16 protein-coding genes are annotated in these 16,565 nt (G+C 41.7%); all 16 read right to left on the reverse strand.

Annotation, left to right across the window (positions count from 1 at the left end; genetic code table 11):
• Positions 1-318: 318 nt before the first annotated feature.
• The gene (locus AUR67_RS00005; RefSeq protein WP_058583664.1) at positions 319-2,148 is read right to left on the reverse strand and encodes a choice-of-anchor I family protein; all 1,830 of its coding nucleotides are present in this window, start codon (positions 2,146-2,148) and stop codon (positions 319-321) included.
• A 143-nt stretch (positions 2,149-2,291) separates the two neighbouring features.
• Entirely contained in the window at positions 2,292-3,650 is a 1,359-nt protein-coding gene (gene glmU, locus AUR67_RS00010; protein WP_058583665.1) for a bifunctional UDP-N-acetylglucosamine diphosphorylase/glucosamine-1-phosphate N-acetyltransferase GlmU, read from the reverse strand.
• Between the two features lie 269 nt (positions 3,651-3,919).
• Positions 3,920-4,342 (reverse strand): F0F1 ATP synthase subunit epsilon, encoded by a 423-nt coding sequence (locus AUR67_RS00015; protein ID WP_054554812.1) that lies wholly within the window; start codon positions 4,340-4,342, stop codon positions 3,920-3,922.
• A 13-nt stretch (positions 4,343-4,355) separates the two neighbouring features.
• Positions 4,356-5,741, reverse strand: coding sequence for a F0F1 ATP synthase subunit beta (gene atpD / locus AUR67_RS00020; RefSeq protein ID WP_054554811.1), 1,386 nt, complete (start codon positions 5,739-5,741; stop codon positions 4,356-4,358).
• 32 nt (positions 5,742-5,773) lie between these two features.
• Complete coding sequence (gene atpG / locus AUR67_RS00025) at positions 5,774-6,634, reverse strand: F0F1 ATP synthase subunit gamma (protein ID WP_058583666.1); 861 nt, start codon at positions 6,632-6,634, stop codon at positions 5,774-5,776.
• A 59-nt stretch (positions 6,635-6,693) separates the two neighbouring features.
• On the reverse strand, positions 6,694-8,235 hold the full coding sequence (gene atpA / locus AUR67_RS00030; protein ID WP_058583667.1) for a F0F1 ATP synthase subunit alpha: 1,542 nt from the start codon (positions 8,233-8,235) through the stop codon (positions 6,694-6,696).
• Positions 8,236-8,249: 14 nt separating this feature from the next.
• Positions 8,250-8,783 carry a F0F1 ATP synthase subunit delta gene (gene atpH, locus AUR67_RS00035; protein WP_054554808.1) on the reverse strand — a complete coding sequence of 178 codons (534 nt, stop codon included), beginning with the start codon at positions 8,781-8,783 and terminating at the stop codon, positions 8,250-8,252.
• Between the two features lie 16 nt (positions 8,784-8,799).
• Complete coding sequence (gene atpF / locus AUR67_RS00040; protein WP_054554807.1) at positions 8,800-9,270, reverse strand: F0F1 ATP synthase subunit B; 471 nt, start codon at positions 9,268-9,270, stop codon at positions 8,800-8,802.
• Between the two features lie 42 nt (positions 9,271-9,312).
• On the reverse strand, positions 9,313-9,546 hold the full coding sequence (atpE, locus tag AUR67_RS00045) for a F0F1 ATP synthase subunit C (RefSeq protein ID WP_010561330.1): 234 nt from the start codon (positions 9,544-9,546) through the stop codon (positions 9,313-9,315).
• A gap of 56 nt (positions 9,547-9,602) precedes the next feature.
• A complete protein-coding gene (atpB, locus tag AUR67_RS00050; protein WP_058583668.1) occupies positions 9,603-10,460 on the reverse strand; it encodes a F0F1 ATP synthase subunit A in 858 nt (285 codons plus the stop codon).
• Positions 10,461-10,475: 15 nt separating this feature from the next.
• Positions 10,476-10,856: an ATP synthase subunit I gene (locus tag AUR67_RS00055; RefSeq protein WP_054554805.1), complete on the reverse strand. Its 381-nt coding sequence runs from the start codon at positions 10,854-10,856 to the stop codon at positions 10,476-10,478.
• 159 nt (positions 10,857-11,015) lie between these two features.
• Positions 11,016-11,927: a ParB/RepB/Spo0J family partition protein gene (locus tag AUR67_RS00060; RefSeq protein WP_054554804.1), complete on the reverse strand. Its 912-nt coding sequence runs from the start codon at positions 11,925-11,927 to the stop codon at positions 11,016-11,018.
• Between the two features lie 20 nt (positions 11,928-11,947).
• Complete coding sequence (locus AUR67_RS00065) at positions 11,948-12,733, reverse strand: ParA family protein (protein ID WP_054554803.1); 786 nt, start codon at positions 12,731-12,733, stop codon at positions 11,948-11,950.
• A 13-nt stretch (positions 12,734-12,746) separates the two neighbouring features.
• A complete protein-coding gene (gene rsmG, locus AUR67_RS00070) occupies positions 12,747-13,367 on the reverse strand; it encodes a 16S rRNA (guanine(527)-N(7))-methyltransferase RsmG (RefSeq protein ID WP_054554802.1) in 621 nt (206 codons plus the stop codon).
• A 15-nt stretch (positions 13,368-13,382) separates the two neighbouring features.
• A complete protein-coding gene (gene mnmG, locus AUR67_RS00075) occupies positions 13,383-15,272 on the reverse strand; it encodes a tRNA uridine-5-carboxymethylaminomethyl(34) synthesis enzyme MnmG (RefSeq protein ID WP_054554801.1) in 1,890 nt (629 codons plus the stop codon).
• 429 nt (positions 15,273-15,701) lie between these two features.
• Positions 15,702-16,151 (reverse strand): FMN-binding protein MioC, encoded by a 450-nt coding sequence (gene mioC, locus AUR67_RS00080; RefSeq protein WP_054554800.1) that lies wholly within the window; start codon positions 16,149-16,151, stop codon positions 15,702-15,704.
• Between the last annotated feature and the right edge of the window lie 414 nt (positions 16,152-16,565).

Genomic DNA, 16,565 nt, shown 5'->3' on the forward strand with positions numbered 1-16,565 from the left:
TCGAGTCAACACTTAATTTTAAACTTTCTTTTTAGACCGTTTTAAACCGAAGTTTTACTTAACTCTGTGTCACTTTGTTCAGCGCTTTCATTGCTGCCCGCCGTGTCAGTGGATGCGCATTATAGGGATACGAAGAATTAACGCAAGCACTTTTTGGAGGTTTTTTTGAATATTTTCAAATTAGTACAATAACCATACAAATAAAGGGCTACAGAGAGGTTTTAGCTCAAAAAGCAGTCATTTTTGTGAGGATAAAATGGCATAGAAAAAGCGACATACTTTAACTTAGCTATGTCGCTTTTTATTTTTATAAGGGGATTAGTTAGTAGAAATTTCCCAAACAGCGATTGAACCCGAAATTTCATTACCAACAACTAGCAATGCTTCATTCGTTGCACTTTGTTCTGCAGGTATAAATGCCATACCTTCAGGAGCAAGATCACCTGTTATATCTGCATCAGCTTCTAGGCCACGATTAAAAAAGTAATCTTGGAATGTCACATTGTATGGATTAGTAATATCAAACACCATAATGCCACCCATACGCTCTAAACCAATAAATGCAAATGTACGTTCGCCAATCGTACCCAGTGCTAACGCTTCTGGTTCTGCACCTTTGTCATCAGAGCGACTATCACCGTCATTTTCATCTTCGTTATTATTGAATGCTGCTCCGTGAACTGATGCAGTAATGCGTGAGATTTGATCGCCAGAGTCAAAAACCACCATGCCGTTACTATCCCAAATGGTAAAAGAGCGGGCACCATATGCATAGAGTGATTCATATTCGCCATTATTATCTTCATCACCTTTAACAGTGGTCACTTTTAAACGGCCAATATCACTGTTGTCATTGTTCAGGTAGTCAAAATTGCTTGCCAGTGTTAAATCTTTAGCTCTGGTTTCATCTATATATGATAAACAACCATCATCTTCATCGTAATCTAGACCACCTTTTGCTAAACAATCAGCTTCGTCGGTTGTATCAAAGAAGTATTCTCGTGCATCACCTTCGTTCGCTGTGACAATAAAGTTAGCACCTTTCCAGGTAAAGCTTGAAATAGTATCTGGTTGATACATGCCATAGAGACCAGGGTACGATTTAAAGTTAACGCCACCGTCTTTATCTGATGCATCAAAAAGTAAATTAGACCAATCCTTAAAACCTAAGCCTTTAAGCTCTAGGCTATTATCTTCAAGGTTGACGATAGCAAGGGCGTTATTTTCTTGTAGTGACACGTAGGCAAACTTATTGTCTTTCGAAACGCTGATGTATTCAGGTTCTAAATCCATAGCTACGGTTGTATTAATCAAGTTACCGTTGATTGTTCGACCTGTCGGGTTAGCAAATACAATCCCAAGTTCCTCAAGCTCTGTTAGTTTGTCGTTATAAGCTGAAAAAGTAATGCTAATAGCAGTATCTGCAATTACACCATCATTGATATTAATAATGCTGATAGAGCCTTCAGGGTCAATACTGTAATCACCATTAGGTTCGCCTTCATTTGCAACCAATACTTTGTTGCCATCATGGCTAAAAGTAACCATGTCGGGTAGGGCGCCTACAGTAACATTTTTAATAAACAGAGGCTCGTCGCCACTGATATCATAAAATGCGATTAAACCAGTATCACCGGTATTACTCGCTGCCATTGCGACGGCTAAAAGTTCATTATTAGCATCAATAGCGATACTGTTTGCATCACCCACACTGTGCTCATTAAGTGCAAGGGTAATCTCTGAGCTTAAATTAGTGCCGTTTATAACCCCTTCGTTATCTTTAACTAAAGCTGCACGGTCAAAGCTATCGGCTTTCATGATATTAACGACCGCAGAATCACCGGAACTATTGATAGCAAAAATTCGTTGTTTAGATGCTTGATAAGCGACAATTTCCGCAGCACCTTCAGGGCTTTCTGCGTTCAGCACTGCACGGCCGATAAGATTTATACTTAAAGTAGCGTTTGCATCTGTACCGTTTGCTCCGTCAGTTCCGTTTGTACCATCGGTGCCATTTACCCCATCAGTTCCATTTTGACCTGCAGGACCTTGTTCACCTTGTAGGCCGTCTTTGCCGTCGTCACCGTCTAATGAGCAGCCAGAAAGAATGGTTAAAAGTGATAGCGCAATAATTGATCTTTTTAACATTATTATTTTTCCTTGGAATTGTATTGAGGCAATTACAACACGCAGGCATTACAACTATATGGCACTTTTATGAGAACAAAATTTAGTCATAAAAAAAGCGAGTATAAACTCGCTTTTTATTTATAAATTAGTAGGGTAGCTCATTACTTTTTGGTTGGGCGCTTCCAACCAGTAAGATTACGCTGTTTACCACGAGCGACGGCAAGCTGATCGTCTTCAACAGTGTTAGTGATAACAGAACCTGCGCCAATCGTTGCCATTGAGCCAATATTAACAGGGGCCACCAGTGATGAGTTAGAACCGATAAAGGCATTATCACCAATAATGGTTTTTGATTTATTTACGCCATCATAGTTACAAGTAATAGTCCCTGCGCCAATATTAACTTTTTCGCCAACTTCAGTGTCGCCTAAGTAGGTTAGGTGGTTTGCTTTTGAGCCTTTACCTAAGCGAGTCTTTTTCATCTCAACGAAGTTACCAATGTGCGAGTCTTCTTCCATAATCGCACCAGGGCGAAGGCGGGCATAAGGACCTAAAGTACATTTAGCTGCGACACTAGCCTCTTCAACAAGTGAGTTAGCTTTAATAACAACGCTATCGCCGATAGTACAATCTTTAAGTACGCAATTTGGGCCAACTTGTACATTATTACCCAGAGTTACTTTACCTTCGAAAATAACATTAACGTCGATCAGTACGTCTTCGCCAGTCGTTACTTCACCACGTACATCTATACGAGCAGGATCAGCAAGTGTTGCGCCGTTTAGCATTAGCTCTTCTGCTTGCCATGCTTGATATGCACGTTCAAGCGCTGAAAGTTGTACGCGATTATTAGCACCTTCAACTTCCATCGGATGCTCAGGCTGTGCAGAGGTAATTTCAACACCTTCACTGTGTGCCATCGCAACAATGTCTGTTAGGTAGTATTCACCCTGGGCGTTGTTGTTAGATAGGTTACCTAACCAACGTTTAAGTAGCGCACCATTAGCAGCCATAATACCGGTATTGATTTCTTTAATCGCAAGTTGCTCAGGTGAAGCGTCTTTTTGTTCAACAATACCGACTAGCTTGCCATTTTCACGGATCATTCGACCATAACCTGATGGGTCATCTAAGGTAACCGTTAATACTGCTAAGCCTTTTTCTGGAGTCGCAGCAAGTAACTTTTCTAAGGTAGCGCGTTTTGTTAGTGGCACATCACCATAGAGAATTAATACGGTGTCATCATCGGCAATGTGTTCTTTAGCAACAGCAACAGCATGACCCGTACCGAGTTGTTCTTCTTGTAATACCCAGTTTACTTGGTTGTGCGATAGGGCTTCTTGAAGCTGATCACGGCCATGACCGTAAACAAGATTTGTTTCACGAGCGCCAAGAGCAGTGGCATTATCAATAACGTGTTGCACCATAGGTTTACCAGCAACTTTGTGTAATACCTTAGGTAGAGCAGAGCGCATACGGGTGCCTTTACCCGCAGCGAGAATAACGGTAGTCAGAGACATTAAAACAATATCCTTCTTTCTTTGTTTTAGTGGGACGTAATGAATTTAGCTATAAACATGCAAAGTTACGCAAGTCACATCATGTGCAAATACTCAATCCTAGCTTACAGGAAAGAACCTTGTATAAAAGCTTAGCTCATTATCAATTAACACATTGTAGCGGGGAATAGTGCAGGTTATAAGTACAATGATCAGAATAGGGTATAAAACAGTGAATTTTAGGCACAAAAAAGCCCACGTAAAGTGGGCTTTTCGAAAACCGAGTAGGCTTACTTTTTACGTAATTGTTGAATTACGCGAAGTTGAGCGATTGCTTCAGCAAGTTGCACTGCAGCTTGTTGATAATCTAACTCAGCAGTTGACGTATTCGCCATTTGCTCTTCAGCATCACGTTTAGCTTTTTCAGCCGCTTGCTCGTCTAGGTCTTCACCACGTACTGCAGTATCTGCAAGAATCGTGATGCGATCCGGTTGAACTTCTAGCGTGCCGCCAGCAATATACATCACGTCTTCGTGACCAAACTGCTTAACTAAACGTACCATACCAGGTTTTAGGGCAGTTAATAATGGAGCGTGACCATAGTTAACACCAAGGTCACCTTCACTACCACTCACTTGAATCGATTCAACCAGACCAGAGAACAAGCTCTCTTCTGCGCTTACTACGTCAAGATGTACAGTCATAGCCGCCATACTACCCTCCTAATTACATGCTTTTGGCTTTTTCTTGAGCTTCTTCAATAGAGCCAACCATGTAGAACGCTTGCTCTGGCATATCATCAAACTCACCGTTTAAGATACCTTTGAAGCCAGCAATTGTGTCTTTAAGTGACACGTATTTACCAGGCGCGCCTGTGAATACCTCAGCAACGAAGAACGGCTGAGATAGGAAACGCTGGATTTTACGTGCACGAGATACAACTTGCTTATCTTCGTCAGAAAGCTCGTCCATACCTAGGATTGCGATGATGTCTTTAAGTTCTTTATAACGTTGAAGAACTGTTTGAACGCCACGCGCTGTATCGTAGTGTTCTTGACCGATTACTAGTGGGTCAAGTTGACGTGAAGATGAATCAAGTGGGTCTACCGCAGGGTAGATACCAAGTGAAGCGATATCACGAGAAAGTACTACTGTTGCATCTAAGTGAGCAAACGTTGTTGCTGGAGATGGGTCAGTTAAGTCATCCGCAGGTACGTATACCGCTTGGATTGAAGTGATTGAACCCGTCTTAGTAGATGCGATACGCTCTTGAAGTACACCCATTTCTTCAGCAAGAGTTGGTTGGTAACCTACTGCTGAAGGCATACGACCTAGAAGTGCTGATACCTCTGTACCCGCTAGAGTATAACGGTAGATGTTATCAACGAAGAAAAGTACGTCACGACCTTCGTCACGGAACTTCTCAGCCATAGTAAGACCAGTTAACGCTACGCGTAAACGGTTACCCGGTGGCTCATTCATTTGACCGTATACTAGAGATACTTTATCTAGTACGTTTGAGTCGTTCATCTCATGGTAGAAGTCATTACCCTCACGAGTACGCTCACCAACACCTGCGAATACTGAGTAACCGCTGTGCTCGATTGCGATGTTACGGATAAGTTCCATCATGTTTACGGTTTTACCAACACCGGCACCACCGAATAGACCAACTTTACCACCTTTAGCGAATGGACATACAAGGTCGATTACCTTGATACCAGTCTCTAAAAGTTCTACTGAACTTGATTGCTCTTCATAAGAAGGTGCTGCACGGTGAATAGACATACGCTCTTCTTCACCAATTGGACCAGCTTCATCAATAGGGTTACCTAATACGTCCATGATACGACCTAGTGTCTTCGTACCTACAGGAACGTGGATTGGCTGACCTGTACCTTCTACTGCAGTACCACGACGTAAACCGTCAGTAGTACCAAGTGCGATACCACGTACCACACCGCCACCTAGCTGTTGTTGAACTTCTAAAGTTAAACCAGCTAAGTCGCCATCTGTTACTTTTAGTGCGTCATATACGGCTGGCACGTTGTCTTGTGGAAATTCGATATCCACAACGGCGCCGATAATTTGGACGACCTTACCTAAACTCATGTCTATTCCTCTCATTAAACTTTGCCGAAGCGTTAAACTGCTGCCGAGCCGCTAACAATCTCACTAATTTCTTGTGTGATTGCAGCTTGACGAGCCTTGTTATAAACAAGCTGTAACTCATCCATAAGGTCGCCTGCGTTATCAGTTGCAGCTTTCATTGCAACCATACGGGCAGCCTGTTCAGAGGCAGCGTTCTCAACTACACCTTGGTATACTTGAGACTCAATAAAGCGTACTAACAGAGCTTCTAAAATCGCTTCTGGGTTTGGCTCATATAAGTAATCCCAAGAATGTTGAGATACTTCTTCTTCAGCTTTTGGCAAAGGGAGTAACTGATCGATTGTTGGCTCTTGCTTCATAGTATTAACGAACTTGTTAAATACTACGTATAAGCGGTCAATTTTACCTTCAGAGTATGCATCTAGCATTGTCTTTACAGGACCAATAACGTCTTGTAGTGAAGGTGTATCTCCTAAGTTCGCTTTTTTAGCGACTAACTTACCGCCAAAACGTTGGAAAAAGCCAGCTGCTTTGCTACCTAAAGTAGTAAATTCAGCTTCAACGCCTTTTTCTTTCCACGCTTTAACATCTAGGGCAACTTTTTTGAACTCGTTTGAGTTCAAGCCACCACATAGACCACGGTCAGTAGAGATAACAATATAACCAACTCGTTTTACTTCACGCTCTTCTAAGAAAGGGTGAGTAAAATCAAGATTTGCTTGAGCAACACGACCAATTACTTGGCGTAAGTTTTCAGCGTATGGACGGCTTGACGCCACACGTTCCTGCGCTCTTTTCATTTTAGACGCAGCAACCATTTCCATTGCGCTGGTGATCTTCTGAGTATTCTTGATACTCCCGATCTTGCTTTTAATCTCTTTTCCGCTGGCCATGACTCTCTCTCCGAATCAGGTGGGCTTTAGTTACCTAAAGCTCACCATTCATAACTAAATTACCAAGTTTGCGTCGACTTGAACTTCTCTAGAAGTTCTTTAAGTTGAGCTTCAATCTCAGCGTTGTAGTTACCAGTTTCATTGATTTGAGCCATTAGCTCTGCGTATGTGCTGTTTGCGTAAGAAATTAGGCCAGCTTCGAAATCCATGATTTTAGCGATTTCGATGTCTTGTAGGTAGCCTTTTTCAGCAGCAAATAGCGACAGAGACATTTCAGCAACAGACATTGGTGCGTACTGTTTCTGCTTCATTAGCTCTGTTACGCGCTCACCATGCTCTAATTGAGCACGTGTTGCATCGTCAAGGTCAGACGCGAACTGCGAGAACGCAGCTAATTCACGGTACTGAGCTAACGCTAGACGGATACCACCACCTAGTTTCTTAACGATTTTAGTTTGCGCTGCACCACCAACACGAGATACCGAGATACCAGCGTTAACAGCTGGACGGATACCTGAGTTGAATAAGTCAGTTTCTAAGAAGATCTGACCATCGGTGATAGAGATAACGTTTGTCGGTACGAACGCAGAAACGTCGCCGCCTTGAGTTTCAATGATTGGCAATGCCGTCAATGAACCTGTTTTACCTTTCACTTCACCATTAGTGAACTTCTCAACGTAATCAGCGTTTACACGTGATGCACGCTCTAGAAGACGTGAGTGAAGGTAGAATACGTCACCTGGGTATGCTTCACGGCCTGGTGGACGCTTAAGTAGTAATGAGATTTGACGGTAAGCAACAGCTTGCTTAGATAAATCATCATACACGATTAGCGCGTCTTCACCACGGTCACGGAAGTATTCACCCATAGTACAACCAGAGAATGGTGCTAGGTACTGAAGTGCCGCAGATTCAGAAGCAGATGCAACAACAACAATCGTGTTTTCTAATGCACCGTGCTCTTCTAATTTACGTACTACGTTAGCGATAGTAGATGCTTTTTGACCAACTGCAACGTACACACACTTAACGCCTGTACCTTTTTGGTTGATGATAGCATCGATTGCTAATGCAGTTTTACCAGTTTGGCGGTCACCGATCACAAGCTCACGTTGACCACGACCTACTGGGATCATCGCATCGATAGATTTATAACCAGTTTGTACTGGCTCATCTACTGATTGACGTTCGATAACGCCTGGTGCGATTTTCTCAACAGGTTCAAAACCGTCGTTATCTAAAGCGCCTTTACCGTCGATAGGTGCACCTAGTGTGTTAACAACACGACCAAGTAGACCACGACCAACAGGAACCTCTAGGATACGACCAGTTGATTTAACTTTTACGCCTTCTTTAAGGTCAGCGTAAGGACCCATTACTACAGCACCTACTGAGTCACGCTCAAGGTTTAGTGCGATAGCATAACGGTTGCCAGGAAGCTCGATCATCTCACCTTGCATACAGTCAGCAAGACCGTGGATGCGGATGATACCGTCAGTAACAGATACGATAGTACCTTCGTTACGAGCTTCACTTACAACTTCGAACTGCTCAATACGTTGTTTGATCAGATCTGAAATTTCAGTGGAATTAAGTTGCATGCTCTTTTTCCCAATTACGATTGTAGTGATGTAGCTAAGCGGGCTAATTTGCCACGTACTGAGCCGTCGATTACAGTGTCACCCGCCTTAATGATAAGACCGCCAACAACTGTAGTATCTTCACTACAATTCAGCTTAACTTTGCGTGCGAAACGTTTTTCAAGTGCCGCTACCAATGTTGCTTGCTGCTCAGCAGCAAGCGGTGTTGCAGAAATCACGTCAACGTCGATTTCTTTGTCGTAGTCCGCTTTAAATTCAGCGAATAACTCAGCAACAGCAGGCAGTGCAACTAAACGTCCATTTTCAGCCATCACCTTGATTAGGTTCTGACCTTGTTCGTTGAGCTGCTCTGCACAGATCTTGATAAATAGATCTGCTTGTTCAGTAGCAGTAGGCAATCCAGCTAGCGCGGCAGCGGCTTGCTCGTTGCTGGCAACGTGGCCAGCAAAGAACAGCATGTCGTTCCAACTTTCAACAGTGCCTTTTTCAACGGCAAGTTCAAAAGCCGCTTTAGCGTATGGGCGAGCGATAGTAGCCAATTCAGACATGCTCATACCCTCCTAATTACAGCTCAGCGACAAGTTTTTCAACGATGTCACTGTGTGCGGCTTGATTGATTTCGCGCTCTAAAATCTTCTCAGCACCAACCACTGCCAGCGTCGCTACTTGTTTACGTAGTTCTTCTGTTACACGGTTACGCTCTGCTTCGATTTCAGAGTGCCCTTGAGCAATAATTTTTTCACGCTCTTGTTGACCACGAACAGTTTCTTCGTCAACGATTAGCGTGGCACGCTTTTTAGCTTGTTCAATGATATCAGCCGCTTGAGCTTTTGCCTCTTTAAGCTGCTCAGCAGCTTTCTTTTGCGCAAGTTCTAAGTCTTTTTCGGCTCTATCAGAGGCAGCTAAACCATCTTCGATTTTCTTCTGGCGAGCTTCAATTGCACCATTTAGTGGTGGCCATACGTATTTCATACAGAAAAGTACGAAAACCGTAAATGCAATTAATTCACCGATAAGAGTGGCTGTTAAGTTCACGACCGCTCCTCCTTAAAATAGTAAGCTGTTCAAAAAATAATATTAAAGTACGAACAACAATACCATTGCGATACCAACACCGATCATAGCTACGGCATCGATTAGACCAGCAAGGATGAACATCTTAACTTGTAATGAAGGTGCAAGTTCAGGTTGACGTGCACAAGCTTCTAGGAATTTACCACCCATGTTACCGAAGCCGATAGCAGTACCGATTGCACCGAAGCCGATAAGTAGAGCAACAGCGATGTACTTAAGACCAATCATTAGTTCCATTTTTTTCTCCAAAGTTTCAATTGTAAATTAAAGTTAAAATTTAAAAGTGTAAAAAATTAGTGATTATCTGAGCTTGCCATGCTTAGGTATACGATTGTAAGCATCATGAATACGAATGCTTGCAGTACGATTACTAAGATGTGGAATACAGCCCAAATAAAGTGCAACGGTAGTTGCATTAAACCAACTGCGCCGATCAAGATGAAAATCAACTCACCAGCATATAAGTTACCGAATAAACGCAGTGCTAACGAGAACGGCTTAGCAACTAAAGCGATTGTTTCTAGTAATAAGTTACATGGGATTAAGAACACCATCGCTAGCTTGTTATTAGAGCTAAACGGGTGAAGCGTTAATTCAGCTAAGAATCCGCCAATCCCTTTAATTTTGATTGCGTAACCGATCATCAGAATGAATACACCAATAGCAAGTGCAGCAGTCATGTTGATGTCTGTTGTAGGTACAATCTTCATGTAAACGTCGTGAGAATCCATACCAAACGCTTGCTCGCCAACGAAGCCAGCGAATGCAGGTAGGAAATCAACCGGAATCAAGTCCATTAAGTTCATTAAGAACACCCAAACGAAAATCGTTAGAGCTAATGGAGCGATTAATGCGCTTTTACCGTGGTATGTGTCACGTACGTTGTCGCCAACGAACTCAACGATCATTTCAATGAAACACTGAAATTTACCAGGTACACCGGTATTTGCTTTCTTAGCGGCACTACGGAAGATCCATAAAAATACAAGACCTAGACCGATTGACCATGCGAGGGTATCTATATTCCATGTCCAGAAACCACTGTCTGTACACGCTTTGTTGAAGGCAAGACCAGCGTCGGTCGAGCACATCTTAGCGTTAGTTAAGTGGTGCTGAATATGGCTTGATAGAGTTACTTCTTCTGCAGCCATGTTATATCCCAAAAGTTAATGATTAAAAAAAACGGGCGCAAACAATCCGCTAAATAACACCAATACATAAACACAGAAAAACGGTAATAAAACGACCGTGTAAGACTTCAGTATCAGTGCAAACAAAACGATTGTTAGCATAAATTTTAATCCGTTGCCGCGCTTCAGCGAGGCATACACTTGATTTACTCGACTTGCACCCATATAACGGAATGCATAGACAGCAAATACAAAATTAGGGAGTAGTGCAACAGCTCCGCCAGCAAGCGCTGACTGGCCGGCATTGACTCCCCAACCTATAAAAACAATTACTGCAGCGATTAATGCTACGATACCCTGAAGACAAATTAATTTAAATGCGGCAAGCCTATACGGCCTTGCTAACCTATTAGTCACGTTTTGTTAACCTTTAGAACGTTAAATTGTCAGGGTATGAAAACTGGCGAAATTATACTGATTCCTACCAGTTTTGCAACTTGAGTCGACCCTTTGTAGTGCAAAAACACCACAAATGTCTCTTTTTGGACATGTTATTAATTAATGACGGGAATAGTCTTAATTTATACGGCTTAAAATGCCATCCAACTCATCAAGAGTTGTATAAGAGATAACCAGTTTGCCTTTGCCTTTTTTATTGTAGTTTATTTCTACTTTGGCGCCTAAATTTTCAGCAAGTTTTTGTTCTAACTGTTTGACATCCGGATCTTTTTCTTGCACTTCTTTTTTCGGAGCTGGTTCTAAGATAGAGCGAACTAATTTCTCAGTTTCACGAACAGTCAACGCTTTAGCAACGGCTAATCTAGCAGCATCTGACTGCGCTTCGCCTTCAAGTGCCAATAAACAGCGTGCATGGCCCATTTCGATGTCGCCATGCTCTAACAAGATTTTAACATCTTCGTTAAGGTTATTTAGACGTAGTAAATTAGTCACAGTCGTACGCGATTTACCGACAGCTTCGGCGACTTGTTGATGAGTGAGTTCAAATTCGTTAAGTAAACGATTCAATGCAATCGCTTCTTCCATCGCGTTTAGGTCTTCACGTTGGATATTTTCAATCAATGCGATTGCAACGGCTGCTTCATCTGGTACATCTTTGATGATACATGGAACAGCATCTAATTTTGCAAGTTGAGCAGCACGCCAGCGACGTTCACCAGCAATAATTTCATATTTGTCTGCACCAATTTGGCGCACAACAATAGGCTGAATGATGCCTTGAGCACGAATTGAGCTGGCTAACTCTTCTAGCGCTTCTTCAGACATGTCTTTACGCGGTTGATATTTACCCGATTGTAAAAACTCAATCGCTAATTTTTGCAGCTCACCTTTGCTTTGCTCTGCAACAACTTCAGAGACTTGCTCTGGTGTTGCTGTCGCTTGTTGCTGATTATTTGCACTTGGGGCAGGTTTTGATGAACTTAATAAAGCGTCGAGTCCTCGGCCTAAACCGCGTTTTTTAGCAGACATGTTATTTTTTTACCTCGAAGTTAGGCTACTGCTGAAGATGTTTTCTCTTTTCTACGTAACATTTCGCCGGCTAGGGCTAAGTAAGCTTTAGCACCACTTGATGCACGGTCATAATACATGGCAGGGGCACCAAAACTCGGCGCTTCTGCTAAACGGACATTACGTGGGATAACGGTACGATATACTTTATCGCCAAAATGTTGTTTGAGTTGTTCTGATACATCATTTGCAAGGCGATTGCGCGGATCATACATGGTGCGCAAAATCCCTTCAATTGTTAACGCTGGATTTACTAGCTTAGATAGCTGAGTAATGGTATCCATTAATGCCGTTAAACCTTCAAGGGCATAATACTCACATTGCATCGGAACTAAAATCGAATCTGCGGCAGCCATTGCATTAACAGTAAGCATGTTAAGTGAAGGCGGGCAGTCGATAAAAATGAAATCGTATTGATCTTGAATTTGTTCAAGCGCATTACGTAAACGCACTTCACGAGCAAACAATTCCATTAGTTTAACTTCAGCGGCAGTCACATCGCCATTAGCAGCAATTAAGTGATACTCACCTGAGGTTTCTTTATTGATCACTTCATCGATTGGTGTTTCTTCAATCAATAAATCGTAAATAGTCGCAACATCACCGTATTTATCGACACCACTACCCATGGTAGCGTTTCCTTGCGGATCAAGATCGATTAATAACACTTTACGCTTCGTCGCGGCCATCGATGCCGCGAGATTCACAGCGGTGGTTGTTTTACCAACACCACCTTTTTGGTTTGCTAATGCGATGACTTTTGCCACAGTGCTCTGATCCCTAGTCTTTAGATAGAATGATTAAATGTCTTTGCGCATCTAACTCAGGTACTTCCAAGCTGATTTTTTCATCAAACTTAATACCTTTAGGTAATGAGTCTAGTTCTTCGCTCGGAAATACGCCTTTTAAGGCGATAAATTTACCTGAATGATCAATCAAGTGCGCACACCAGTCAACCATATCTTGTAAAGAGGCGAATGCACGACTTAATACACCATCTAATTTAACACTTGGTTGATATTCTTCAACTCTAGACTGCACTGGGGTTACATTTTCAAGACCAAGTGCATGTTTTACCTGCATCAAAAAGCGTACGCGTTTACCTAAACTATCTAACAATACAAATTGTGTATCAGGTAAAGCGATGGCTAATACGATACCCGGTAAACCAGGACCCGTACCTACATCAATGTAATGTTTGCCTTTAAGGTGTGGTGCAACAACTAAGCTATCCATAATATGTTTAACCATCATTTCTTCAGGTAAACGAACAGAGGTTAAGTTATAGGCTTTGTTCCACTTGTCTAATAATTCAACATATTGCACAAGTTGTTGTTGCTGTTTTTCTGTTAGCGCAATATCAGTTTGCGCTAACAGCGAAGTTAATTGTTGTTGTAACACTGTATTCCTCACCAACTACGCAGTCTTGCGCAGTAAGCCTTGCTTTTTCAGATAGACTAATAATAGCGAAATAGCAGCAGGGGTGATACCTGAAATACGTGACGCTTGGCCAATTGTATCTGGACGACTATCAGTAAGCTTTGCGATAACCTCATTTGATAAACCAGAAACAGTTGAATAATCAAAGTCTTTTGGTAATACAGTTTGTTCATGACGTAGCTGCTTATTGATCTCATCTTGCTGACGAGCAATATAGCCTGCGTACTTAGTATGGATCTCAACTTGCTCAAGTGCTGCTTGATTATCAAACTCAGAACCTAAACCATCGATTGCCATTAAGTCGTTATAACGAATTTCAGGACGACGGATCAGATCTTCTAGGCTCGCTTCACGAGTCAGTGGTGTTTTTAATAACGCGTTTACTTGATCAACAGCAACATGATCTTTGTGGATCCATGTTTCTTTTAAACGTTGCGTTTCTTTTTCGATGATTTCCATTTTTTCGTTAAATGCAGCCCAACGAGCATCGTCAACTAAGCCAAGTTCACGGCCTTTCTCAGTTAAACGAATGTCGGCATTATCTTCACGAAGTAATAAACGGTATTCAGCACGGCTAGTAAACATACGGTACGGTTCTTTAGTACCTAATGTTGCTAGGTCGTCAATTAGTACACCTGTGTATGCTTCATCACGGCGTGGCGTCCAAGACTCTTTGCCTTGTACTTGTAATGCGGCGTTCATACCCGCAATTAAACCTTGTGCGCCGGCTTCTTCGTAACCGGTTGTACCATTGATTTGGCCTGCGAAGAATAAACCATTAATAAACTTAGTTTCTAATGATTGCTTTAAGTCGCGCGGATCAAAGAAGTCATACTCAATAGCATAACCAGGACGACAAATATGTGCATTTTCAAAACCAGTGATTGATTGCACAATTTCAAGCTGTACATCAAACGGTAAACTCGTTGAAATACCATTTGGATATAATTCGTATGATGTTAAACCTTCAGGCTCAACAAAGATTTGATGTTTGTCTTTATCAGCAAAACGTACGATCTTATCTTCGATTGAAGGGCAGTAACGTGGACCAATACCTTCAATTACACCTGAATACATAGGTGAGCGATGTAAGTTATTGCGGATCACATCATGTGTTTTTTCATTTGTATAAGTGATGTAACACGGGATCTGCTGTGGGTGATCCGATTGTTTACCCATAAATGAGAATACAGGCGTAGGGGTATCACCAGGCTGTTCTTGCATCTTGCTAAAATCAACAGTACGCGCATCAATACGAGGAGGTGTGCCTGTTTTTAAGCGATCAACACGGAAAGGTAATTCACGTAAACGCTCTGCAAGTGCAATTGAAGGTGGATCACCGGCACGACCACCTTTGAAATTCTCTAAACCAATATGGATCTGACCACCTAAGAAAGTACCTACGGTAAGAACCACAGAAGGCGCGCTAAAACGAAGACCCATTTGCGTTACAACACCAATTACTCGATCACCTTCAACGATTAGATCGTCACATGATTGTTGGAAGATCTTTAAGTTTTCTTGATGTTGTAAAGTATGTTGAATAGCTGCTTTATACAAAGCACGGTCAGCTTGTGCACGTGTAGCACGTACAGCAGGGCCTTTAGATGAATTTAAAGTACGAAATTGAATACCGCCTTTATCAATAGCCTGAGCCATTGCACCACCAAGTGCATCGATCTCTTTAACTAAATGGCCTTTACCAATACCGCCAATTGCCGGGTTACAAGACATTTGACCAAGGGTATCCATATTATGAGTCAGCAATAGGGTATTCATGCCCATGCGAGCAGATGCTAATGCAGCTTCAGTACCTGCATGTCCACCACCTACAACAATAACATCAAAACGTTCGTGAAAAATCATTTATGGGATCCTACTTAATCGACCAGCAAAACTTTGTAAAGGGAGCGTATTCTACCTAGAAATTTAGAGAAGATAAATGATTAAACAGTGCTCAAGATCTAAGTGGGTGATCTCTAATAATATAAAGGATCTTTTAAAGAGATCTTTTATTACTCTTACTACTAGTAACGGCTAGATCTGTTGATAATGTTCGCTTTACTATTTAAAACATGATCTTAACGCAGATCTAAAGGTGTTAATATGATCGGATCTTCCCGCGTAAAAGCTTTGATCAAAAGGGCTATTTATACACAGGGCAATATCAATTGGATCTTATCCAAGGGATAAACTAGGTTAAAATCGCAGTTAGATCAGTGTTTATCCACAATCCGATCTAAATTATCAGTAAATTGTGGGTAACTTTTATAACAACGATCAACACCGATCGGCTTAATTGAGCCCTGCTGATTCGATCCAGCTTGGTAACCAGGCTAATGCCGTGTCTTCTGGCAATGCTTCATCAAGAATATTGAGCTCTAAGCGTTCTGCCACGCGGTTTGCGCCTTTATTAGCTAATAACTCATCTAGATTACGGCCTGCATAGTTATAGGTGTCGTAACTAGTGTCACCTAATCCGATCACACTGTAGTTTAATCCTTTAAGATCAGCCTGTTGGTTAATAGATTCAACAAATGGCAGTAGGTTCTCTGGGTAGTCTCCCGCGCCGTATGTAGAAGTACATAACAACCAAATAGTATCTTGCTGATCAATATCATCAAATACAGGCTGTTCATGAAGCTGCACTTGGATCCCTTGTTGTTCAAGGGCTTCTGCTAGTTGCTCTGCCACGTATTCTGCAGATCCCATTTGGCTGCCTACGATGATATTTACTGATTGCATGTGATTGATCATGTATAGAAATAATTGGCCACATGATAACTAAGTTAGGGTGTGAGTAAAGCGTTGAATTACGATCTGAATAAGTTTTTCTGCTTAAAATGACAGCTTTAATTCAATGCTTTTTATAATCTACTGTTTTTAATGGCTTTTTATATTTATTCATAAATTAAACCCTTTGATCAAGCTGTTAATAAATTTGGGGAAAGTTCTGATCAAGCTAAATATTGGAAACTGTATAACTTTGCTAAGTTGTTGATCTTTAATTGTGTGTGAGCGCTTAATTTTTCAGATCTAATAAAAATAGTGAGTATGATCGTTTTGTGGATAGATCGCTTGTTGATAACGATCGGTTTGCAATTTGCGATCAATAAAATAGATCGAAAAAACTTAAATAAGCGCTAATAAAGGCTGTTT

Origin of the sequence: Pseudoalteromonas sp. XI10 (assembly GCF_001469895.1) — a bacterium.
Lineage (GTDB): Bacteria > Pseudomonadota > Gammaproteobacteria > Enterobacterales > Alteromonadaceae > Pseudoalteromonas.

Bases quoted from the DNA above. Each gene is read 5' to 3' on its own strand.
- atpB (WP_058583668.1), bottom strand. From the start codon at position 10,460: ATGGCTGCAGAAGAAGTAACTCTATCAAGCCATATTCAGCACCACTTA.
- atpH (WP_054554808.1), bottom strand. From the start codon at position 8,783: ATGTCTGAATTGGCTACTATCGCTCGCCCATACGCTAAAGCGGCTTTT.
- atpG (WP_058583666.1), bottom strand. From the start codon at position 6,634: ATGGCCAGCGGAAAAGAGATTAAAAGCAAGATCGGGAGTATCAAGAAT.
- atpE (WP_010561330.1), bottom strand. From the start codon at position 9,546: ATGGAACTAATGATTGGTCTTAAGTACATCGCTGTTGCTCTACTTATC.
- AUR67_RS00005 (WP_058583664.1), bottom strand. From the start codon at position 2,148: ATGTTAAAAAGATCAATTATTGCGCTATCACTTTTAACCATTCTTTCT.
- AUR67_RS00015 (WP_054554812.1), bottom strand. From the start codon at position 4,342: ATGGCGGCTATGACTGTACATCTTGACGTAGTAAGCGCAGAAGAGAGC.
- atpD (WP_054554811.1), bottom strand. From the start codon at position 5,741: ATGAGTTTAGGTAAGGTCGTCCAAATTATCGGCGCCGTTGTGGATATC.
- glmU (WP_058583665.1), bottom strand. From the start codon at position 3,650: ATGTCTCTGACTACCGTTATTCTCGCTGCGGGTAAAGGCACCCGTATG.
- mioC (WP_054554800.1), bottom strand. From the start codon at position 16,151: ATGCAATCAGTAAATATCATCGTAGGCAGCCAAATGGGATCTGCAGAA.
- mnmG (WP_054554801.1), bottom strand. From the start codon at position 15,272: ATGATTTTTCACGAACGTTTTGATGTTATTGTTGTAGGTGGTGGACAT.
- atpA (WP_058583667.1), bottom strand. From the start codon at position 8,235: ATGCAACTTAATTCCACTGAAATTTCAGATCTGATCAAACAACGTATT.
- AUR67_RS00060 (WP_054554804.1), bottom strand. From the start codon at position 11,927: ATGTCTGCTAAAAAACGCGGTTTAGGCCGAGGACTCGACGCTTTATTA.